Annotated in this window: 18 protein-coding genes; 10 read left to right on the top strand and 8 right to left on the bottom strand. The window is 64.7% G+C overall.

Features of this window, described 5'->3' with window-relative positions; genetic code table 11:
• Positions 1-27: 27 nt before the first annotated feature.
• Together DFR67_RS05545 and DFR67_RS05540 are read left to right on the top strand one after the other, a co-directional pair.
• Positions 28-1,290, top strand: coding sequence for an amidohydrolase family protein (locus DFR67_RS05545; RefSeq protein WP_110468438.1), 1,263 nt, complete (start codon positions 28-30; stop codon positions 1,288-1,290).
• A 200-nt stretch (positions 1,291-1,490) separates the two neighbouring features.
• Positions 1,491-2,717: an MFS transporter gene (locus tag DFR67_RS05540; RefSeq protein WP_110468437.1), complete on the top strand. Its 1,227-nt coding sequence runs from the start codon at positions 1,491-1,493 to the stop codon at positions 2,715-2,717.
• On the opposite strand, the gene DFR67_RS05535 is transcribed toward DFR67_RS05540, so the two are convergent.
• Positions 2,718-3,920: a trans-sulfuration enzyme family protein gene (locus tag DFR67_RS05535; RefSeq protein WP_110468436.1), complete on the bottom strand. Its 1,203-nt coding sequence runs from the start codon at positions 3,918-3,920 to the stop codon at positions 2,718-2,720.
• A 171-nt stretch (positions 3,921-4,091) separates the two neighbouring features.
• Between DFR67_RS05535 and DFR67_RS05530 the strand changes: the two genes are divergently transcribed.
• Positions 4,092-6,335, top strand: a complete 2,244-nt coding sequence (locus DFR67_RS05530; protein ID WP_245937797.1) for a SulP family inorganic anion transporter — start codon at positions 4,092-4,094, stop codon at positions 6,333-6,335.
• A gap of 11 nt (positions 6,336-6,346) precedes the next feature.
• Here DFR67_RS05530 and DFR67_RS05525 read toward each other — a convergent pair whose 3' ends face one another.
• Complete coding sequence (locus DFR67_RS05525; RefSeq protein WP_110468434.1) at positions 6,347-6,913, bottom strand: TetR/AcrR family transcriptional regulator; 567 nt, start codon at positions 6,911-6,913, stop codon at positions 6,347-6,349.
• 100 nt (positions 6,914-7,013) lie between these two features.
• Here DFR67_RS05525 and DFR67_RS05520 point away from each other — a divergent pair, with 100 nt between their 5' ends.
• Together DFR67_RS05520 and DFR67_RS05515 are read left to right on the top strand one after the other, a co-directional pair.
• Complete coding sequence (locus DFR67_RS05520) at positions 7,014-8,819, top strand: ABC transporter ATP-binding protein (protein WP_245937746.1); 1,806 nt, start codon at positions 7,014-7,016, stop codon at positions 8,817-8,819.
• Positions 8,816-9,742, top strand: coding sequence for an NAD-dependent epimerase/dehydratase family protein (locus DFR67_RS05515; RefSeq protein WP_110468432.1), 927 nt, complete (start codon positions 8,816-8,818; stop codon positions 9,740-9,742). Before DFR67_RS05520 ends, DFR67_RS05515 begins: the two co-directional genes overlap by 4 nt.
• Here the strand turns inward: DFR67_RS05515 and DFR67_RS05510 are convergent.
• Positions 9,739-10,599, bottom strand: coding sequence for a helix-turn-helix transcriptional regulator (locus DFR67_RS05510; protein ID WP_170135195.1), 861 nt, complete (start codon positions 10,597-10,599; stop codon positions 9,739-9,741). The two genes, DFR67_RS05515 and DFR67_RS05510, sit on opposite strands and share 4 nt — an antisense overlap.
• 84 nt (positions 10,600-10,683) lie before the next feature.
• On the opposite strand from DFR67_RS05510, the gene DFR67_RS05505 reads away from it, so the two are divergent.
• Positions 10,684-12,312: an AMP-binding protein gene (locus DFR67_RS05505; RefSeq protein WP_110468431.1), complete on the top strand. Its 1,629-nt coding sequence runs from the start codon at positions 10,684-10,686 to the stop codon at positions 12,310-12,312.
• An 8-nt stretch (positions 12,313-12,320) separates the two neighbouring features.
• Here DFR67_RS05505 and DFR67_RS05500 read toward each other — a convergent pair whose 3' ends face one another.
• Complete coding sequence (locus tag DFR67_RS05500) at positions 12,321-12,776, bottom strand: DUF5994 family protein (protein ID WP_110468430.1); 456 nt, start codon at positions 12,774-12,776, stop codon at positions 12,321-12,323.
• Positions 12,777-12,823: 47 nt separating this feature from the next.
• On the opposite strand from DFR67_RS05500, the gene DFR67_RS30405 reads away from it, so the two are divergent.
• Complete coding sequence (locus tag DFR67_RS30405; RefSeq protein WP_158539902.1) at positions 12,824-12,982, top strand: hypothetical protein; 159 nt, start codon at positions 12,824-12,826, stop codon at positions 12,980-12,982.
• A 462-nt stretch (positions 12,983-13,444) separates the two neighbouring features.
• Positions 13,445-14,314, top strand: a complete 870-nt coding sequence (locus tag DFR67_RS05495) for a universal stress protein (RefSeq protein ID WP_170135194.1) — start codon at positions 13,445-13,447, stop codon at positions 14,312-14,314.
• A gap of 55 nt (positions 14,315-14,369) precedes the next feature.
• Here the strand turns inward: DFR67_RS05495 and DFR67_RS05490 are convergent, their stop codons facing one another.
• The gene (locus DFR67_RS05490; RefSeq protein ID WP_110468726.1) at positions 14,370-15,860 is read right to left on the bottom strand and encodes a DHA2 family efflux MFS transporter permease subunit; all 1,491 of its coding nucleotides are present in this window, start codon (positions 15,858-15,860) and stop codon (positions 14,370-14,372) included.
• Between the two features lies 1 nt (position 15,861).
• Entirely contained in the window at positions 15,862-16,395 is a 534-nt protein-coding gene (locus DFR67_RS05485; RefSeq protein ID WP_110468428.1) for an NADPH-dependent FMN reductase, read from the bottom strand.
• A 52-nt stretch (positions 16,396-16,447) separates the two neighbouring features.
• Between DFR67_RS05485 and soxR the strand changes: the two genes are divergently transcribed.
• On the top strand, positions 16,448-16,924 hold the full coding sequence (soxR, locus tag DFR67_RS05480) for a redox-sensitive transcriptional activator SoxR (RefSeq protein ID WP_110468725.1): 477 nt from the start codon (positions 16,448-16,450) through the stop codon (positions 16,922-16,924).
• Positions 16,925-17,011: 87 nt separating this feature from the next.
• Here the strand turns inward: soxR and DFR67_RS05475 are convergent, their stop codons facing one another.
• Positions 17,012-17,467 carry a VOC family protein gene (locus DFR67_RS05475; protein WP_110468427.1) on the bottom strand — a complete coding sequence of 152 codons (456 nt, stop codon included), beginning with the start codon at positions 17,465-17,467 and terminating at the stop codon, positions 17,012-17,014.
• Between the two features lie 183 nt (positions 17,468-17,650).
• Here DFR67_RS05475 and DFR67_RS05470 point away from each other — a divergent pair, with 183 nt between their 5' ends.
• Positions 17,651-18,655 (top strand): TauD/TfdA family dioxygenase, encoded by a 1,005-nt coding sequence (locus tag DFR67_RS05470; RefSeq protein ID WP_158539901.1) that lies wholly within the window; start codon positions 17,651-17,653, stop codon positions 18,653-18,655.
• Here the strand turns inward: DFR67_RS05470 and DFR67_RS05465 are convergent.
• Entirely contained in the window at positions 18,633-19,721 is a 1,089-nt protein-coding gene (locus tag DFR67_RS05465; RefSeq protein ID WP_110468425.1) for a TIGR03842 family LLM class F420-dependent oxidoreductase, read from the bottom strand. The genes DFR67_RS05470 and DFR67_RS05465 overlap by 23 nt on opposite strands.
• Positions 19,722-19,761: the final 40 nt, after the last annotated feature.

The raw sequence follows: 19,761 nt of genomic DNA, 5'->3' as shown, positions 1-19,761 counted from the left end.
CGGCAGTCCTTGTGAGGAGTAGACCTGATGAAACATGTACTTCCCCGGCCGGTTTCGCGGCTTCGCGGCGCGACGTTGCCCGATGGCTCCGTCGTCGACGTCGATGTGGTGCGCAATGGTGACCACGCCGTGGTCGCCGCAGTGCGATCGACCGACGACCGTGCAGCGGAGAGAGCGGAGACAGACGATACAGCTGGGACCGTCGACCTGAGAGGGTTCGTGTTGATGACCGCGCCCGCCGAGCCACATGCGCACCTCGACAAAGCCCTCTCGTGGGATGCTCTGCAGCCACCGCTGGGTGATCTTCACGACGCCATCGCTAACTGGAAGCAGGGGAGCGCGTCGTTCGATACCGAATCATTCCGCGTACGGGCGCGGGCAGCCGCACTTGCCCTGGTGCGCAACGGAACGACAGCGGTCCGGTCGCATGTCGACATCCTCGCCGGCGACGATCCGCTGCGGGGCATCCGCGCCGTCGCGCAGGTTCGTGGCGAGTTGCGAGGACTGATCGACATCGAGATCGCCGCTCTGTGCAAGGCCTATTCGAGCGATGAGCTGCTGCACGCCGCACTGGATGCCGGCGCCGACCTCGTCGGAGGATCGCCGCACAGCGCTCCCGATCCGATCGGAGACCTGAACCGCTTGCTCGACGTCGCCGAAACGAGAGGGGTCGGGGTGGATCTGCACACCGACGAGTTCCTCGAAGGCCACCATCACACGATCGCCGCATTTGCCGAGCGGGTCCGGGGGTGGCCTGCCGACCGGATCCGGACCGCCGGGCACTGCACCCGGCTCGGGACCATGCAACGGGACGAGCTGGACGAATTGATCCCGCGTATCGCCGAGAGCGGGATCGGGGTGGTGACGAACCCGATCACCAATCTCTACCTACAGGGCCGCGATCACCCGATATCGATGCCCCGAGGTATCACCGCAATCGAACCGCTGCGAGCCGGCGGTGTCCGTGTGGCGGCCGGTGCCGACAACGTGCGCGACCCGTTCAATCCGATCGGGCGCAGCGACGCCCTCGAAACCGCGGCCCTGACCATCACCGCCGCGCACGTCCACCCCGACGTCGCGCTGGCCATGGTCACCGACGATGCGAGGACGGTGATGGGTCTTCCGCAAGCGGGCGCGACGGTGGGCGCGAGGGCGGAGTTTCTCGCGGTACGCGGAACAAGCGTGCTCGATGTCATCGCCAATGCACCCTCCGATCGCATCGTCATCCACGACGGCACCATCGTGTCGGTCAGCGAGACCCAGACCTGGACGGCCGCGCCCGCGTCCTAGCCACTGACCGCGGTAGAGCGTCGGTCAGGCCCACTCGGTGGCGCAGCTCTACCAGGTAGCCGCAATCTTTCTACCGGGGAGCCGGAATTCGACCCTCGAACGCCGCAGGAACAACGGGGCGCCTGAGAGGCTTGTGAGGTGAGTACCCGAGCACACCGAAGAACCGGACCCGCTGGTCCTGCGACTGAACGAGGTAGGTCATGACCGACGATCGAACCCAGCTCACGGACGACACCGAACTCGCGCGTCCGGGGCGCGTGAAGGTGCTGGCGTTCCCGGCGGTCGTCTACGCGTTCGCGGTGGTCATGATGGGGACGACGTTGCCGACCCCGCTCTATCCCGAATATGAGCGGGAGTTCGGTTTCGGCAGCCTGATGACGACGATAATCTTCGCCACGTACGCCGTCGGTGTCATCGCGGCACTGGTGGGGGTCGGACAGTTCTCCGACACCATCGGTCGGCGCCCCATGCTCTACGCCGGAGTGATCCTGTCCCTGCTCAGCGCGGTGCTGTTCCTGGTCGGTGGCAGTGTGGAGATCCTGTTCGTCGGCCGACTGATCTCGGGCTTCTCGGCGGGCATCTTCACCAGTACCGCGACGGTGGCCGTCATCGAGGCCGCCCCGAAAGGCCGCCGCAAGATGGCAACCGCAGTGGCGACGGCAGCCAACATAGGTGGCCTGGGGTTGGGGCCACTGGTGGCCGGCATCGTCACCGAGTTCGCGCCGTACCCGACCCGCACGATCTTCGTGGTCCACGCAGTGTTGCTGGTGATCGCCGGGATCGGTTTGATGGTCGTGCCGGAGACCGTGAAGGTCCTCAAGGGTGCTCGGCCGAAGTTGCAGCGGGTGAGCATCCCGCCGTCCGTGCGGGGGGTTTTCACCCAGGCCGCGGTCGGTGCGGTGGCCGGGTTCGCGGTTGCGGGTCTGTTCACCGCGGTGGCGCCGAACTTCATGGGCAGTGTCCTGGACGTGTCGTCGCCCACCATCACCGGCCTGGTCGTCTTCACCCTGTTCGCGACATCGGCACTGACCCAGATCCTGACGTCCAAGGCACCCGTGCGCACATCCCTGATGATCGGCTATGTCGCGCTCGCCGCAGGAATGATCGTCCTGATCGTGAGCCTGGAGGCATCGTCGTTACCAGGTCTCGTGGTGGGCGCGGTCATCGCCGGGGCCAGCCAGGGTCTGCTGTTCAGCAAGGGCATCGCGGCCATCGCGTCCCGGGTGGAACCCCACCGCAAAGCCGATGCGACGTCCGCCTACTTCGTGATCGCGTATCTGGCCATCTCGGTACCCATCATCGCGGTGGGATTTGCCGCCGAGGCTTGGGGTCTGACGACCGCGGGAGTGGTGTTCGCTGCGGTGATCGGGGTGGTCTCGATAGGTAGTCTCATCGGATTGTTGAGACGGCCGAAGGACGCGATCTGATCACCTGACCGTCTCGTCCAGCGCCGCGCTCAGGTCGGCGATGATGTCGGCGGGATCTTCGAGTCCGATCGAGAACCGGAGGTGTCCCCACGTCCGAAAGGGCTCGGGATAGGCGACGACGCGAGGGCCGTCGGTCCCCACATGCACGATCAGCGACTCGTCGTGTCCGAGCGACACCGCAGACGTGATCATCCGCAGGTTCGCGACGAAACGGTTCTGGGTGTCGGAGTCGCCGCGGACCGCGAAGGCCATCATGGCGCCGAACCCGCGACCGCCGAACTGCCGGACTGCGACCTCGTGTTGGGGGTGCGACGGCAGGCCGGGGTACGCGACGTATGCGACCCGGTCATCGGCCTCGAGGAACTCGGCCACCTGTTGAGCCGAGTCGAGATGGCGGGTGAGTCTCAACGGCAGGGTGATCGCGCCGCGACTGATCAGCCACGCGTTGAACGGCGAGATCACCCCTCCCACATCGACCATCGCATTCGATTTGATGGGCGCGATCATCGCTCGCGAGCCCACCACCGCACCGCCCATCGCATCTCCGTGGCCGTTGTAATACTTCGTCAACGAGTGGATCACCAGATCTGCGCCATCGGTGATCGGGCGATAGAGCGGCGGCGGGGTGAACGTGGAGTCGACGGACAACAGAGCGCCACCGGCATGCGCGATGTCGGCGATTGCCGAGATGTCGGTGACCTTCGTGGTCGGATTCGCAATGGCCTCGACATGGACGATCCGGGTGTTGGTGCGCAGGGCCGCACGGACCGACTCGGGATCGGCGGCGTCGACGAAGGTGGCTTCGATGCCGAACTTCTGCGGTAGCAGTTCGGTGAACAGGCGCCACGTGGCCTCGTAGGTCACGTCGGCGACGACGATGTGGTCGCCGGTGTTCAAATAGGTGAAGAACACCGCATGCAGCGCGGCAACACCGGAAGCGAGTGCGACAGAGTCCTGTGCTTCCTCCAGTGCGGCAATCTTCTCTTGCAGCGCAATCTGATTGGCGCCGGAGTTGCGGGTGTAGAGCGGTATGTCGGTGCCTGACCAGCTGACGTTCGACGGATCGTCCGGCAAGGCATAGGAGTTCGCCATCACGATGGGGGTGCGGATTGCGCCGGAACCCTTGTCGACCGTGTTGCCGGCGTGTACCGCGCGACTACCGAAGGCGAGGGTGGACGGGATGTCGTTATCAGGGCGGGCCATTGCATCAGATTACAACTGGGCGCCCGGAGTTCCCGGTAGTGATTCGGCGAAAACCATAAGTGAACTGATCGGGACATATCCGGCACTGGTTGCATATGTCACAAATAGTACGAAGTAACAAAAATCTAAGGCGTTGTTAACGTGACGTCCCTACGGTTGTAAATCATGCAGATGCTCAGTGAAAACTCATCGCTAAGTCGTCGGGGAAAATATTTCAGGGAGAACTTTCGGTATGACTTACCAGCGTCGCTGGTGGTTTTCCTTGTAGCACTGCCACTTTCGCTCGGTATCGCCATCGCCTCGGGCGCGCCGGTGATGGCGGGTCTCATCGCAGGCGTGGTCGGTGGCATCGTCGCCGGGATGATCGGTGGATCCCCGCTGCAGGTCAGTGGTCCGGCAGCGGGTTTGACCGTCGTCGTCGCCGAGTTGGTGGCCAATTTCGGTTGGAAGGTCACCTGCGCGATCACCGTCGCGGCGGGCGTCCTGCAAATAGTGTTCGGACTGAGCCGGGTGGCACAGTCGGCTCTGGCCATCGCACCGGTCGTGGTCCATGCGATGCTCGCCGGGATCGGGATCACCATTGCGCTGCAACAGATTCACGTTCTGCTCGGTGGATCCTCACGTAGTGACGCCTGGGAGAACCTGACGGCCCTACCCGGCCAGATCGTCGACTTCCGGACTGCCGACGTCTTGGTCGGTGGACTCGTCGTTGTCATCATGCTCACCTGGCCGCTGCTACCGGAAAACGTTCGCAAGGTACCGGCGCCGTTGGTCGCCATCGTCGCCGCGACACTGGTCGCCATTGCCGCCCCGATCGACGCCGAGCGAATCGAACTCGGCGGCAACTTCTTTGATTCGATTGCGCTGCCCGAACTCCCGACCGGCAACTGGAGCGCCGTCGTCCTCGGCGTCATCACCGTGGCACTGATCGCCAGTGTGGAGTCGCTGCTCTCGGCCGTGGCCGTGGACAAGATGCACACCGGTCCCCGTACCGAATTCAACCGGGAACTCCTGGGACAGGGCAGCGCCAACATCACGTCGGGCATGCTCGGCGGACTGCCGGTGACCGGCGTCATCGTGCGAAGCTCGACGAACGTCGCCACCGGTGCCCGGACTCGTGCATCAACGGTAATGCACGGGGTCTGGCTGCTGGTGTTCTCGGTCCTGCTGACGGGCCTGGTGCAGCAGATCCCGACGGCCGCCTTGGCCGGTCTACTCGTGGTGATCGGTATCCAGCTGGTCAAACTTGCCCACATGCGGCTGGCGCTGCGGACCGGAGACCTGTGGGTCTACCTGATCACCATGCTGTCGGTGATCTTCCTGAACCTGCTCGAGGGCGTCGGGATCGGACTCGCGGTAGCCGTCCTGGTGCTCATCTGGAGAGTGGTCCGGGCGGAGATGAGCGCAGAACAGTTCGGTACCGACGAATCGCGACAGTGGCGCGTGAGCGTCAGGGGTTCACTGAGCTTTCTCGCGTTGCCGCGGCTGACCAAGACGCTGTCGTCGGTTCCTGCCGACGCGCATGTGAGCCTCGAACTCGACACCGACTATCTCGACCATGCCGCAGCGGACATGATCGAGGACTGGAAGCGAGCCCATGAGGCGAACGGCGGAACCGTGCTGATCCAGCAGACCGGCGGGGCCATGATCGAAGACGCCCCGATGGCCCCGCCTGCGCGCCGCGCTGCCTTCGGCCGCGGATTGGGATTGGTGCCGTGGAAGTTCTGGCAATCCGGCACGGCGACGGACTCGCCGCGGGCACTGCAGCCGATCAGGGACGGTGTCGACGAATACCATCGGAACGGCGCAGATGAACTGCTGGGCTACCTGACCGATCTCACCGACGGGCAGGACCCGGACACGCTCTTCGTCACGTGCGCCGATTCCCGGGTGGTGCCGAATGTGATCACCTCCAGTGGCCCAGGGGATCTGTTCACGGTGCGTAACGTCGGCAACCTGGTGCCGGCCGCCCCTGCGACGGACACCTCTGTCGAGGCCGCCATCGAGTTCGCGATCGACGAACTCGGCGTGAGTTCGGCAGTGGTGTGCGGACATTCGTCGTGCGGGGCGATGAAGGCACTCATCGCGGGCGATGCGTCGGACGGCAGCGGACCCGTCGCCAGCTGGTTGCAGAACGCGCAACCGTCCCTGGCAGCCTTCCGCTCCGGCCATCCTGCGGGGTTGAGCGCCGCGGTGGCCGGATTCGACGAGGTCGATCAGCTCGGCATCGTCAACGTGGCCGTGCAGTTACAGACCTTGCAGCGGCATCCTGTGGTCGGCAGAGCCGTCGCCGATGGACGCATGCGGGTGGCCGGACTGTTCTTCGACATCAATACCGCGCGCGTGGTGAGAGTGACCACGAGCGGGGTCGAGGTGGGTGAACCCGACGGTGTGCCCCGTCGGGCGATCACGTAGCCGGTTGATGACTACTGCTGGGCTGCAATGGCTTTACGCACGCTCCGCAGTGTCATCGACTGCACCTTCATTCGGCCGGCAGCGCCGGTGTTGACGTGGTCGACCGAGGCGTAGAGCACAGCCCACATCATGTTGATGATCCAGGCCGCATCGAGTTCGCGGTCGATGGATCCGTCGTGGCGCCCGCGTTCGACCGCGTCGACGACGGTGCTGTCGGAGAAGCAGATGTCCTGGTCGTTGATCCCGGCGGCGAAGAACGCCACCGTCAGCACATCGCTGAGTTCGAAGTACTCCTGGCAGAGCCGCAGCACGGCGTCGAGACCGTCCCCGGAGGCGAGATCGGCTCTGGCGCCTGCCTCGGCCATGGCCTGCTCGCCGTAGCGTCCTACGGCGGCGAGTAGGTCGCCGCGTTCCGGGAAGTAGCGGTGCAGCGTGGTGCGGCCCACCCGGGCGCGGTCGGCGATCTCCGACAACGGCGCGGTGGGTGATTTCGCGAGGACGACGACCGCGGCGTCGAGTATGGCGCGGCGGGTACGTTCGCGGGCGCCGGTTTCGGCGGCGGGGTGCGTCGCAGTCATGACAGCGAGTTTAGTGCACTTCTGGCCCATACTGGTGCACTGTTGTTTTATGACGGAATAATCCTTGCCCGAACTGGAACAACTGTGTTCCACTATGAGGGTGGATACCTCCGTCGAGTTGAGCGAACAACCCCCCGTATCCGAGGCCGGTGGGCTGCGCAACGTCAAAGTTCTGATCGGTTTCGCGAGACCGCACAAGCGCAGAATCCTATTGGGGCTGGTGTTGGCACTGAGTGGCTCGGTCACCGTGCTCGCGACACCGATGGTGACGAAGTGGATCCTGGACTCTCTCGGCACAGGGGCGTCGATGCAGGGGCCGGTCTGGGTGTTGATCGCACTGCTCATCGTCGGAGCCGTACTCGGATGGGCTCAGTGGGTGGTGCTGGGGACCACTGCCGAACACATCGTGTTCGATGCACGTGCGTCGTTGGTCAGACGCCTACTCGGCTCCACGGTGCCGTCGGTGCAATCGAGGCCCGTCGGTGAACTGGTCACCAGGGTCACCTCCGACACCGTGCTGTTGCGTGAAGCCGCATCGACAGCCGCTGTCGGGGTGATCAACGCGACCTGCGTCACGATCGGCACCGTGGTGTTGATGGGTGTTCTCGATCTGATGCTCTTGGGTGTCACGCTCGCCGCGATCGTCATCGTGGGCGCGATCTTCGCGGTGCTGATGCCGCGGATTGCCAAGGCCGAGGCCCTGACCCAGGAATCACTCGGTCATCTCGGCGGTGTGCTGGAGGGCAGTTTGCGGTCGGTGCGGACGGTGAAAGCAGCCGGGGCCGAGGGCCGGGTCGGGGCGCTCATCGGCAAGAACGCAATGCAGGCGCGGGTGCATGCCATTTCAGGCGTGCGCATCTCGGCCGGGGCGTGGACCGTCGCCTGGACGGGGGTGCAAGGAGCGATCATCGCGATCTTGGCGCTGGGCGCGTGGCGGGTGGATTCGGGAACCCTGGAGGTCTCTGCCCTGATCGCGTTCCTGCTGTATGCGTTTACGTTGATGGGCCCGGTGGGCGAGCTGACGACAAACATCACCGCCCTACAGTCGGGTATCGCGGCAGCGATGCGTATCCGCGAACTCGAAACACTGGAAGCAGAGGCCGTACCGGCCGAAGGCGCCGAACCGCAATCACTGTCGAGGGCCGATACCGCTGCCATCGAGTTCGACAATGTCACCGTCCGATATGGTGCCGAACTCGACCCTGCGCTCGATCGGGTCGATGTACGTATCCCGGCCATCGGGCACACCGCGATCGTCGGGCCTTCCGGCGCGGGCAAGACGTCGTTGTTCTCCACCGTGCTCAGGTTCGTCGAGCCCGCTTCGGGAGTGGTTCGTCTCGGTGGTGCGCGGTACCCGGACCTGAGTGTGGAATCGGTTCGGGCGAGGATCGCGTACGTGGAGCAGGAGTCGCCGTTGGTCCCGGGGACCGTAGGTGAGAACCTCCGGTTCATCCATCCCGGCGCCACCGACGACGAACTGGCCGAGGTGCTGACGTTGTTGCAGCTCGACGAGGTGGTCGCAGCGCAGGTCCGCGGTCTCGACACGCCGATTCGCGACACCGACCTGTCCGGTGGTCAGCGTCAGCGGATCGCCATGGCGCGCGCAATGATTCGGCCTTCACCGATTCTGCTCCTGGATGAGGCGACATCGCAGGTCGACACCCTGACGGAGGCGGCAATCGTCGGATCCATCAAGAAGCGGGCGAAGACAGGCGCAGTCATCACCATTGCCCACCGACTCTCCACCGTGCGTCACGCCGACATGATCGTGGTGATGGAGGCAGGCCGGGTACGGGCAACCGGCGATCATGAACATCTGATGGACAGCGACGAGTTGTACCGGCGCATGGTGCACGCCGGCGGTTTCGATCTTCCGGCAGCGCAATTGGATGAGGCGGTGCGATGAAGGTCGCGGTGCTCGGTGCCAACGGTGCTGTCGGCGCGCGGATCGTGACCACCTTGTCCGGTCGCGGCCACGACGTCGTGAGGGTGGGGCGCCGGGCCGCGGCCGATGATCGGCTCGTATACCTCGGTGCCGCCGACAAGTCGGAGTACGTATCGGCAATCGCAGACGTGGACACGGTCATCAACGCGTCAGGCCTGGAGGATCCCGCGCTCGCCCAGCAGGCGGGGACGGCCAGATTCGTCGATATCAGCGCGACCGCCGGTTACCTGGAGAAGATCATCGCGGCGCCGGCCGCAGGTGGTGTGCTGGCATTCGTCGGGCTGGCTCCCGGTCTCACCACGTTGATGGCCGGCGAACTCCCGGCCGAATCGGGGGATCACATCGATGTGGCCTTGACCCTGGGAACGGGTGAGAGGCATGGCCGTGCCGCAGTCGAATGGACTGCTGGTCTGTTGGGGACGAAGTTCCCTGACGGTGCGAGCAACGCAATGATCCGTAACCTGACGCGTCCGAGAACCATCGAAGGGCCGCCGGGGAGCCGGAAGCGGTTTGTCCGGGCCGACTTTCCTGACCATCTCGTCGCCGGCGAAGACGGTCGACTCATCGAGAATTACCTGGCGCTGAGTTCGGCCGTAGCGACGTGGTCGTTGCGGGCAGCAAGTCTGCTGCCGGCCGTTGGTGGCCCGATGCTGCGTCGACTGCACCTTCCGGGGACCGACGAGTGGTCGGTGCTCATCCGGAACCGCACCACCGGGCGGTGGTCCCATACGTCAGGCCACAACCAGTCGGAGGCGACGGCCACCATGACGGTCGCGGCGGTGGAGGCGGCCGAGAACCGCATCGACCCGGTGCTGTTCACCACTGACGTCCTCGAGTCCCACGGACTCACGCACTGGGACATCCACATTCGTACCGGTCGCTAGGGGAGCAGGTTCATCCGTCGCGCGTTGGCCACTGCTTCGGCCCGTGAATGTGCGCCCAGCTTGCGCATCGCGCTGCGGAGATAGCTCTTCACCGTTTCGGCGCCGAGGGAAAGCCTCTTGGCGGCTTCGGCATTCGCGCATCCGACGGCGACAAGGGCCAAAACGTCGATCTCCCTGCGTGACAAGCAAGCCTGGTCTCGGACCTCGGTGTCTCCACCGATGACTCGGGCGAGACGATCTGAGAGAGCTTGTGCTTGTCGGCTCGTGACGGAGTCGAGCGAGGCACCGAGCTCACGAAGTCCTGCATGAATGCTCCTGAGCTCCTCGATCGACGCCGCGTCGGGCGCGCTCCGGGCGCCGGTCCGAGCGAGCGAGAGCATTTCGGTGCGTCTATCGACCTCGTCCCTGATGGCGATTTCTGCGGCAAGGCGTCGACACGCCGCGACCACCGCGTCGGCCGTCTTCCCACCCATCGGCGTGGAGTCTCTTCGGGCGGCGTACAGCACGGCGCGAGGTATGGAGTCGACGACGACCGGCACGGCCAGCACGGACCGCAGCCCTTCGCCGAGGACCGGGCGGTCGTAGTGGTGGGTGATCGCGTCGGCGCTGCGGTAGTCGGAGACCGCCGCCGGGCGCAGTCGGTCGATGACCCGCCCGCCCAGCCCGGATTGCGAACTGACGGCGAGTCCGCGCAGGCCATTCGTCCGGGTGCCGGCGAATTCCGTCAGGAGAAGCGACCCCGCGTGGACCTCGCCACCGAACAGGACCGGGACCTCGAGTGCCTTCGACAGGCGGCGCATCTCGTCGCGCAGCGCGTCGGTGTCGCGCGGTCGGAGCAACGCATTCCGGCCTGTCATCGTTCTCACCCCTTTTCGGGGGTAGCGGTTGGGCAACTGTGACATGGATCCTACCCAGAGACCGCCGACAGAACCGAGGAGCACATGACCACCACCACCGACCGTGTCGATGAACTGCTCGCGCAGTACGACCGTCCCGATGCCTGTGCCGCTGACCTGCTGTGCGACCGGCACCCCGCCGACGCGGTGGCGTTCACGGTGATCGAGACCGACGCCGCGGGCGACCTGGTGTCGCTCGACCTGACCTATGGGCACCTGCGCGAGCAGTCGTCCCGTTTCGCCGCGGCCATCGCCGGACTCGGCGTCGAACCGGGGGATCGGGTGGCGACCCTGATGAGCAAGTCTGCGGATCTCGTCGTCGCCGCATTGGGGATCTGGCGGCGCGGCGCGGTCTACGTCCCGTTGTTCACGGCGTTCGCGCCCGGAGCCATCGCGTTCCGCTTGCAGGCCAGCGGGGCGAAGCTCGTCATCTCGGACCTCGATCAGCTGCCCAAGCTGGCGGCCGGAGAGGACATGCCTGCCGATGCGCCGTGGCGAGTCATCGCGGCGGGCCGGTCTGCTGATCACGAACTCGAGCTCCCGGCGCTGATCGCCGCCCACCAGCCAGATGATCCGGCCGGTGCCGCAGTCGCCGTCGGCGGCGATGGGCTGCTCGTCGAACTGTTCACCAGCGGCACAACGGGGACGCCAAAGGGGGTGCCCGTGCCGGTACGCGCGCTGGCGTCGTTCCACGCCTATCAGGAGTTCGGCCTCGATGTCCGTCCCGACGACGTCTTCTGGAACGCCGCCGATCCAGGGTGGGCCTATGGCCTCTATTACGCGCTGCTGGGGCCGATGGCGGCGGGAACGCGATCGCTGTTCCTGCATGCAGGGTTCTCACCCGCACTCACCTGGCGAGTTCTCGACGAGTTCGGTGTCACCAATTTCGCGGCGGCGCCGACGGTGTATCGCGCGCTGCGGGCCGGGGATGGTCCCGTTCCGGAGATCAACCTGCGCAGGGCCTCCTCCGCCGGTGAGCCATTGACGCCGGATGTGGTGAGTTGGTCCGCCGACACCCTCGGCGTGGCGGTTCGCGACCACTACGGTCAGACCGAGCACGGCATGTTCATTGTCAACGCCTGGCACGACGAACTTCGTACCGACGTGCCGGCGGGTTCCATGGGCCGATCGCTTCCGGGGTGGTCCTCGACTGTGCTGCAGGAGGATTCCGATGAGCAGGCAGTCACAGGCGTCGTCGGTCGAGTCGCGATCGACACCCCCGCCAGCCCACTGCGCTGGTTCACCGCCTATGTCGATGCGCCCGAGAAGACAGCGGAGCGCTATTCCGACGACGGGCGCTGGTACCTCACCGGTGACTCCGGCGCGGTGGACGAGGATGGGTTCTTCTTCTTTTCCTCCCGCGACGACGACGTGATCATCATGGCCGGGTACCGCATCGGGCCCTTCGACGTGGAGAGTGTTCTCGTCATGCATGACGACGTCGTCGAGGCAGCTGTCGTCGGGAAAGCGGACGAGTTGCGCGGCGAGGTTCTGGAAGCCTATGTGGTGTTGCGTAACTCGGTGAGCGGTTCACCTGAGCTGGAGGCGCAATTACAACAACTCGTGAAGAAGAAGTTCGCTGCGCACGCATACCCGCGGACGGTCCATTTCATCGATGCGTTGCCCAAGACGCCGAGCGGAAAGGTTCAGAGGTTCTTGCTCCGGAAGCAGTGAAATCTGCGTCAGGAAGGCGTTTTTGCGGGCACTATCGTGCCGCAGAACTGTTTGGTGGCTTCGCGAACGATTCGGCGTGCCGATACTCGAGCCTTGGCCGACGAGTTTCCGGCGGAGGCAATTCCGGCTGTTTCTCCCAGAATTGCCACCGCCAGAGCCGACGATGTGCGATAGGGGATCACGAGCAGAGTGGCGGTCCTTTTCAAACCGGTCAGCGAGATGATGCGTTGCGCGACGGGCACGAGCGAGTTTCTGATGCCGTCATATTCGACAGCATCGAGATCGGGAAAAGCGTCGGAGCGTGACCAGTTGACCGAGACGTCGCGGACAACCCCTAACAGTGGATTGAGGGCGCTGACCAGCAGCGGCAACTCATTGCCGACCCGTGCCGTCTCCGGCCACCAGGCTCCGTCGATGTTGGCGCCCCGCTCGGTTGCGAGGGTGAAGCGTATTGGCGCCGACATCGGTCTGCTCATCGTCAGGCCCGATCCGAAACCGATACCGACGGAGCTTGTTGGCGCTTGGCGGCGGGATCGGTCACCAGATCGGAAAACACCGGCTGCGGTATCCGGCCGCTGTCGGCAGCTTTCTGGGGATCCTCGGAATGGCTTCGTTCTGGATGCGAGAAAAGATCTCGATCTTGTTGCATGTTGTCTTCTTCCTGCAGTGAACGCCACGTGGCGTCCGAAGTATGTGCCGGGCGGTCAGGGAGTGGTGTCTCGCTCTGACGGCCGGGGCGGGAGGTATCTGTATCTTGCTGTCGGCTGGAACCACACTGCTGCCTGGAGGCCCGGAACAGGGCTTGGTCAGCGTCGCAGCGGTGAGGATCGGCCTTTCGTTGCCGCTCGCGTGGTTGCATCGTCCATCCGGACCCGGCTTCTCGAAGCCTCATCGTGAGGGTCTCTTCAGGGAAGGTTACCGGCCGGTGAATGTGTCCGACGCCTCAAGTGTACGGGTAACACGTTCTCGCTGGTGGTAACGGGCACATAAGCCACGCCGAGCGTTTGCCGAGGGCGACTCTCGCCAGGGCAACGTTCACCCAGATGTGGCGCAGTAGACCCGCCTGTCGCATTGACGTGTCCACCCAACAGGGAAAGCATTGAAGGGGGAACGTGGACAAGGAGGTTCAAGGGTGAGCTCAACAATTGTGGTCGGGTTCGACGGTTCGGAATCTGCTCTCGAGGCAGTGATCTGGGCGGCGAAAACCGCAGACCGGCAAGGAAAATCGCTGGCGATTCTCGGTGCTTATGAAACGCAGACCGCTGCGTACGCGCCGGCACTGGTGATCCCGCAGGACGTCATCGACGTCATTCGCGCCGAAGCCGAATCGAACGTGCAGAAGGCGCTTGCGGCCGCCGGTGACGTCGCGCCCGGGGTGAAGGTCAAGATCAAGACAGAGGAAGGTCGGCCGGCTTCGCTGTTGATCGCAGAATCGGAGGGCGCAGACCTGGTCGTGGTCGGCAGCCGCGGTCTGGGCGGCGTGCGCGGATTGTTCCTCGGCTCCGTCGGGGTCGATGTGGCCGCCCACGCCAAGAGCCCGGTGCTGGTTCATGCCGGAGCCGGTGGTCAGGGCCCGGTCGTGGTCGGGGTCGATGGCTCGCCGCTCAGTGAAGGTGCCCTCAAAGCTGCCTTCGCATACGCGGCGGAGCTGGGCACAGGCGTCCGGGTGGTCCACACCTGGACCGATCTGTCGTCGGACGCCCTCTACGGGTATGGGCTGGAGCCGCAGCAGGTGCAGCGGCTCGCTGACGAGGCGCAAGAGGTGGTGGCCGAACGCGTCGCCGGATTCGGCGCCGACTATCCCGATGTCGAGGTGGAGCGGGTCATCGTGCCGGACGGCCCGGCCGCCCAGCTGGTCGAACACTCCACAGACGCGCAGCTGCTCGTGGTCGGCAGCCGTGGCCGCGGTGGGTTCAGGGGTCTGCTGCTCGGATCGACGAGTCAGGCGGTCCTGCACAAGGCCACCTGCCCCGTGTTGGTCGTGAAGACGCCGCACGAGTGATCTGAGCCCTCGCCGCCTGCCGATGGAATAGGTCGGCAGGCGGCGACCGGCATGCTCAGCCGACGTCGGATGTCTCCGGATGCGTCGACTGACGTGGATCGCCTGGTTTCGGGTCTGAACCCGACCCCGGTAGCAGTAATGAGACACCGAATCCGGCTATGAGCATCCCCAGGGTGAGGATGTAGGTGTCGGCAACCGCGCCGGCCAGCCCAGGTGCCGCCTGCAGCCGCGCCATATCAGGAAGTCCGAGTGCTGCCGCCATACCGCCGTCGGCGAGCAGCGGTACCCGGCTGTTGAAATAGGCGGTCAACAGCGTTGCGCTCGCCGCCGCGCCGATCGCTGCGGCGAATTGGTTGCCGGTGGTGAGGATGGTGGTTCCCGACGCGAGGTCGGGGCCGGTGATTCCTCGCAGGGCGGCGGTCATGATCGGCATGAATGTGGAACCTATCCCGACGCCCATCAGGACGCCGATCCCCGCGATCACGGCGTACGACGTGTCTGCAGCGAGCAGCGAGGTCATCAGCGACATGGCGACCACGGTGGCTCCGATACCGAACCAGACGATCTTCCGAGGGTCGATCCGGTCGACCAGGCGCGTGGCGATCTGCACCACCACGCCCGTGGTCAACGCCTGGCCGATCATGAGCAGGCCCGCGGTGGTGGCACTGTCGCCCCGAACCGCCTGTACATAGATCGGCAGGATCATCATCGAACCGAAGTAGGCACCTCCGACGAGCAACATGCTCGTCGCCCCGACAGCCAGCGAGCGTCGTTCGAGCAGTCGTAGATCGAGCAGCGGCCGTGCAGACCTGTTGGTACGCAGCACGAACAGGCAGAGCAGTCCGACCCCGAGCACGCCAGGCACCAACACTTGCGGCGTCAATGGGTCGCCGTGATCGCCGGCCCGGGACAGGCCGTAGACGACCAACGCTCCGCCCGGCGCGAGGAGCAGGAGACCCACCCAATCGAGGGGCTTGCGGCCACTGCCGGCAGCTTGGGGAAACAACTTGCCGGCCAACAGTATTGCGATCAGTCCGAGCGGCACGTTGATGAGGAACAGTGAACGCCACCCGACGCTGTCGATCAGGAAACCGCCGAGCGCCGGACCCAGTACCGGGCCGATCATCAGCGGCAACCCGAGCCAGCCCATCATCTTTCCTCGATGGCGTTCGTCGACGAGCTGCAGGGCGATGGTCATGCCGACTGGTTGCAGGTAGCCGCCACCAAGACCCTGGATTGCACGAAATGCGATGAGGCTCTCGATATTCCAGGCAAGCCCCGCCAGTGCCGAACCGGCGACGAAGAGGGTCAGGGCCGTGATGTAAACCCGGGCCGCGCCGAACCTTGCGATGGCCCAGGCTGCGGTCGGCATGACGGCGACCAGAGCAAGTGCGTAGGCGGTGGTCACCCATTGCACGGTCGACAGGTTGGTGTCGAAGGACTCGGCGAGCCGGGGGATGGCCACCACGGTGACCGTGACGTCGAGCATCACCATGAGAGTGCCCAGTGCCAAGATCGCTGCGACCTGTCTGGCCAGTCGGTTCATCTCACGCCACCCCACGGGCGCGGGCGGGGCGCTCAGGCTTCAACAACTCTGCCCACCAGATCAATTCATCCATTGCCTGCCGGGCTGAGGCGGCAGCGGTGTCGTCAAGGGTGAGGATCCCGTCGTCGACGTGACTCCATGGTGCGTGAATCACAACACCGTTGCGGGTCCCCACCGCGTAGAGCTCTGCGAACACCGTGCGGAGATGCTCGACCGCGCGTAGGCCGCCGGACATGCCACCGTAGGAAACGAACATGACCGGCTTGTGCTTCCATTCGCTGCGATGAGCGTCGATCAGTATCTTCAGCTCGCCGGGGTAGGAGTGGTTGTACTCCGGGGTGACGATGACGAATCCATCAGCGTGTTCGAGCATTCGGGTGGTGCCTGCTCCGGTGGGTTCGGCGAGGTCGATGACTTCGAACTCCGGGCCACCGGCATCTATTTGTTCGAGGAACCAGCGTGCGATGTCGGGTCCGATCCTGCCGGTGCGCACACTTGCGATGATCGATACGAAATTCAGTGGGGTCGGTTTCATGGTTCCTGAGTATTCAAGTTCAAGTGAACTTGAAGTCAAGTACCATGTGCGCATGGGTCTGAAGAAGTTGGAGTTGACGGTCGGGGAGCTGGCGATCCGTGCAGGGGTGGCTCCCTCTGCCGTGCGTTACTACGAGGACCGTGGCCTGATCTTCAGTCGGCGAACGACAGGGAATCAGCGGCGGTACCACCGGGCCATGCTCCGGCGCGTGGCCTTCATCAGGGCGTCCCAGGCCGCGGGAATCCCGCTGGCCACCATCGGGTCGGTCCTGGAGGCGCTCGGTGAGCACGAGTCGCCGACGAAGTCCATGTGGCACAAGGCGTCACAGCGCTGGGTGGATGACCTCGACGAGCGGATCGCGCTGTTGCAACGCATGCGCGACCTCATGGACTCCTGCGTCGGTTGTGGTTGCCTGTCGATGAAGGCGTGTCACCTGCTGAACCCGGACGATGCCTATGCCCAGCAGGGGTTGGGTTCGAACCGCCTCATCACCGACACCTGCGAGCGCAAACTCGAGGCGGCGGAGTAGCGCAGCGGCACAAACCCAGGTATCCCAGGCAAAACCACGTGTTGCAGCAGCTGGTTGTGCCTGGGATACCTGGGTTTGCGTGATAACTCAGCCTGCGGCGTCGGCGCCGGCCTCGAGGTCGGCGATGCTCAGCTTGGCCATTGTCATCATGGCGTCGATGGCACCCTTGGCCCGGGCAGGGTTGGGATCGGACGCCAGTTCATAGAGTCTGGTGGGGACGACCTGCCAACTCAATCCGAACTGGTCCTTGAGCCAACCGCAGCGTGATTCCGAGCCGCCGGCGGAGAGGGTGTTCCAGTAGTGGTCGACCTCGTCTTGCGACGCGCAGGTGACGATGAACGACACGGCCTCGTTGAACGTGAACTCCGGGCCCGCGTTGATGCCGTGGAACTTCTGGCCCGAGACGGTGAACTCCGCAGCGAAGACCTTTCCGTCATTCTCGGTGATGTTGTCTATCGACGAATCGGGGAATGTCTCGGTGTAGAACTTCATCGCCTCCTCGATGTTCTGGTTGAACCAGAGTGACGGGATGATCTCGGTCATGGTGGGCTCCTCGGGTTGGTGCCGTGCGCTCGATGGTTCGGTGGCGGTCGAAAGGTAGACCCCGACGGCGACATGAACTCATCGCGGTGACCAATTCGCCGCATTTGTTGCGATGTGCGAACCGGTGTTGCGCATTACGCTGTTGGTAATGCGTCGACCTACGGATCGGAGGGCAATCTCATGATGAGTGCACACACGAATCCAGGATGGAACCCAGGGGCGTCCTGGCCAACCGTCAAACATGTCCCCGTCGATGAATACCGCCAGGTCATCGGCATGATCGCGCAGAATGTCCAAGCCGACTCCCTGGACGATCCGCAAGCCTTCGCCAGGCAGGCCAGACTCGCGGCGGCGCTGCTGCCGGCAGCCGTTCGCGAGTTGCTGCTCGATTTCCTGGTCGACGGCGATGGCGGTCTGATGCTCAGCGGCCTGGAGGTCGGTGCGATCTCGTCGACGCCGGACTCGCCGGTCGACGCCCCGACGCGCCATACGGACGTGGCGAAACAGTCGGCGGTGCTGTTGTCGAGCATCGTGCATCTGGTGGGATACCGGCCGGAATGTCGCGGAGAGCTCGTCCAGACCCTGGTGCCGATCCGCAGCCACCAGCGCCGACAGACCTCCACCGGCAGCGCGGTCGACCTTGAGAGCCATACCGAGCAGTGCCACAACATGGTGTCGCGTCCGGATTTCATCGCACTCGGTTGTCTACGCGGCGACCGAAATGCCGCGACGTACCTGCTGTCGGCCCGCGAGCTGCAACGGCAGCTGCCCGCTGAGACCGCTCGACTGCTACGTGATCCCGTCTTCCACACACGCGTCGACGGCTCGTTCGTCGACGGCGGTGTGCCGGACGAGGTCCGCGGACCCATCCCGGTGCTCAGCGGCTCGTGGAACGACCCTGTCATCACCTACGACGAAGATCTCATGTCGACCGACAGTCCACAACACGCCGCTGCGCTGGCCGCGGTCAAGGGCGTGTGGGCGACCCACCGCAGCAAGGTCGTGCTCGGTCCCGGCGACCTGTTCATCATCGACAACAGCCGAGCCATCCACGGCCGCAGTTCCTTCGCCGCGAGATGGGACGGTACCGACCGCTGGCTCTGCCGACTGCAGGGTCTGTGCAATCTGGCGGTCTCGCGCTTCGCGCGGCTGGAGGGTTCCCCGATCATCGAGAGTGAGGGTTGCTGATCGCCGCCTCCGACTGAAGGTGCGTCGAGGTGATGTCCTCGATCGCCTGCACGGGTGGGTGCAGTGCTGGAATGATGTTCTCCCCGTATGATTCCAAGGTCGCGCGTTTGTCATTGTGCTGGAGATACACCGCGAATTGATCGACACCGATCTGCCGGAGCACTTCGAGTTTGGCGAGGTGGTCGGCAGGGGTGCCGAGGATGCAGAACCGGTCGACGATCTCGTCGGGAACATAGTCGGTGTGCGACGTCCCGACCTTTCCGTGGTCGTTGTAGTCGTATCCTGCCCTGCCGACGACATAGTCGGTCAGCGCGGCGGGTACCTCGCCCTCCGTACCGTAACGCTTCACCAGGTCGGCGACGTGGTTGCCCACCATCCCGCCGAACCAGCGACACTGATCCCGAGCCAGCGCCATCGACTCGGGGCTGTTGTCCTTGGTCACGTATGCCGGTGCGGCAACACAGAACTTGATCGCCATGGGATCCCTGCCGGAGGCCTCGGCAGCCTCGCGGACCCGCCCGATGGTCCATGCCGCGATGTCGGGGTCGCCGAGCTGCAAGATGTAGCCATCGGCGACCTGGCCGGTCAGTTCGAGGGCCTTGGGCCCGTACGCGGCCACCCACAGTTCGAGTTCGGACCCGTGGCTCCACGGGAATCGGAGCCTGCGACCGCCGTAGTCCGCGTAACGAGAATTGGCCAGTTCCCGGATGACATGGATGGCCTCGCGCAGCGTTGCCAGGGTCGCCGGTTTGCCGTTGAGGGTCCGTACTGCGGAGTCTCCGCGTCCGATGCCGCAGATGCTGCGGTTGCCGTACAGGTCGTTCAGGGTAGCGAAAGTGCTTGCGATGACGGTCCAATCGCGATTGGCCGGGTTGGTGACCATCGGCCCTACCGTGACCTTTCTGGTCGCCCCGAGGATGGCCGAGTGGATCACGAACGGTTCTTGCCAGAGTAGATGCGAGTCGAAGGTCCACACATGCGAGAAGCCGAGGGCCTCTGCGCGGACGGCGAGGTCGACGAGTCGTAGGGCCGGTGGATCACACTGCAGTACTACGCCGATATCCATGGTTTCTCCGGGGTCCGGTCGGTGAATCGGGTGAGGTCGC

This window comes from Williamsia limnetica (assembly GCF_003217475.1).
GTDB lineage: Bacteria > Actinomycetota > Actinomycetes > Mycobacteriales > Mycobacteriaceae > Williamsia > Williamsia limnetica.
The sequence above is the reverse complement of the archived record's forward strand: the minus strand, read 5'-3'. Positions and strand labels throughout refer to the sequence as shown.